Raw genomic sequence first — 2,198 nt, 5'->3', positions numbered from 1 at the left:
CGGAGCGACTGGAGCCACTGGAGATACCGGAGCCACCGGAGCGACTGGAGCGACTGGAGATACCGGAGCGACTGGGGCCACTGGAACCACTGGAGAAGGTGCTATCATTCCATTTGCATCAGGTTCCCCAATTGACTTAACGGTTGGAGTAATAAGTGGAGTTGCAGATCAAGGATTGATTGGTTTTGGAGATTCTGGAATTATTGTTGGAAGCACAATAGGAGGTCCAATCAACCTAACTGGTGGACCTGGGTTAGAGCTAGACTTTGCATTCTCTACTCCACGTGATGGTTTCCTTAATTCGATATCGGCTTATTTCAGTACAACTGATGATTTCACTTCAACAGGAATTATAACAATCACAGCTAGAATATATTCATCCTCGCCTCCGACTAATACCTTTGTCCCTGTTGCTACTGTTACACTAGTACCAAGCTTTGGTCCCGGATTAGTTGGTACAGGGACTATTGCTACTGTGACTGCAGCATTGGGACTTATACCTGTAGCAGCTGGGGAACGTTTATTAGTAGTATTTAGTGCAATAGCAGAAGATACTGTTGATATAGGTATTGCTGTTGAGGGTTATGCAAGTGCTGGGCTTAGTATCACCTAGATGACACGATATGCCAGCAGCCTTTCAGTTCCGATCGATAGGCTGCTTTTTTATGTGCTTGTGGAATGAATAATGTGTTTACCTCCGCTAATTATTTAGCAAAAGCTAAATTCGATCACAAATGCCACAACTTTTTTTTGAATGAGCTGCATAACATCTATATAAAAACAAAAAAAGGGCGATCTAAGCCCTTTTCTACATATCTTTCTCTATATATTTGATCAATTGAAAAAGTTGAAAATATACACCAGTCAATAACGCTCGAGGATCTGCTTCAAAATGTGGTGAATGTAGATCGAATATTTGCTGTTGATGCTCTGGTTTTGTACCTAAGCGGAAGAAATGAAGGGGGTAGCCCAATTCGGAAAACCAAGAAATATCATCGGCACCTCTGCTGGATTCGGTATGTTGGACTTCGATCCATGGAAAATGCTCTGAGATCGACTTCGATGCTTCGACAAGTGTAGCATCATTTATGACAGGAGGAAGCGCAGGTACACCACTGTTTTTCAACTCCAGTTTGACAAAATCATTTTCTAGACTTCGGACATATTGGTGCATAGCGGTTCTAGCTTTCTCATGAAATTGAAAATCAGGCGTGCGCAATGTTCCTTCGCACCAAGCAAATTCAGGTATGATGTTTCCTTTACTTCCGCTATGCACCTGACCAAAAGCGATAACAGCCTCAGGGACTTCCTGAGTGATTACTAATGGTAACTGCGATAAAATTTGTCCCATTGTAGTTAATGGACTGAAATCATGTTCTGGCCGTGCAGTATGTCCTCCTTTTCCTTTTACCTCAATTTTTAGAAATTCGGCTGAATAATTAATTAATCCAGCACAAGTGGAAATTTTTCCTGGAGGCAATTCTGGATACACATGTAGTCCAAAACAGACAGCATCTTTTCCAAGATAATCGAGTAATTTCTCAGATTTAATAAGGAAAGCTGTTCCATTAAGTTCTTCAGCAGGACGAAAAAGGAGTACCACGCGACAAGTTAGTAAGTCTTCATTTTGTTTAAGCCACCAAGCAATACCAAGTAGAATGGAAGTATGCATATCATGTCCACAGGCATGCATCTTATCAGTTGATTTGGAACGGTACCTATGAGAACAAGCCTCTTCAATAGGAAGAGCATCGAAATCTGCAGTGAAGATTACAGTTTTTTCTCCCTGTCCAAACGATACCGTGATGGCCTGCGAAGAGACAGTTTGCCCAAAAATCTCACCATTTACTTCATAAAAATTTGATTTTAGTCCTAAATTTTTTTCTAAAATAGTAGAGATGTAATGGATAGTATTACTCTCTTGAAATGAAAGTTCAGGGTGCTGGTGTAGATAGTGGAAATGTCGCAACATCCATTGGTACCACTTGGATTGCGATGTGTTTGCAAGTCTTAATAAACGGTCCATAATTTCACCTTTTCTTTGTAGAGATTAAACCCATTATACAATCATTTTATTTATTCTAAAAACAATTAATAATAAGCGAATACGACCAAATCCCCTTATTTATAAGGCTTAAACCGTTTTAACGCCATTTTAAAATTTTTTTATAAAAAAAGGGGTTGCAATCTTTTTTTAA

At 39.8% G+C, this 2,198-nt stretch carries 2 protein-coding genes; one reads left to right on the top strand and one right to left on the bottom strand.

Features of this window, described 5'->3' with window-relative positions:
* A partial coding sequence (locus GSM42_RS20235) for an exosporium glycoprotein BclB-related protein (RefSeq protein WP_275402182.1) occupies positions 1–613 on the top strand: 613 nt, incomplete at its 5' end.
* A gap of 195 nt (positions 614–808) precedes the next feature.
* Here GSM42_RS20235 and GSM42_RS20230 read toward each other — a convergent pair.
* Positions 809–2,026: a M20 metallopeptidase family protein gene (locus GSM42_RS20230; protein WP_160803371.1), complete on the bottom strand. Its 1,218-nt coding sequence runs from the start codon at positions 2,024–2,026 to the stop codon at positions 809–811.
* Positions 2,027–2,198 lie beyond the last annotated feature (172 nt).

It is taken from the genome of Shimazuella alba (genome assembly GCF_009831235.1).
Taxonomy (GTDB): Bacteria; Bacillota; Bacilli; order Thermoactinomycetales; family Thermoactinomycetaceae; genus Shimazuella; species Shimazuella alba.
The sequence above is the reverse complement of the archived record's forward strand: the minus strand, read 5'-3'. Positions and strand labels throughout refer to the sequence as shown.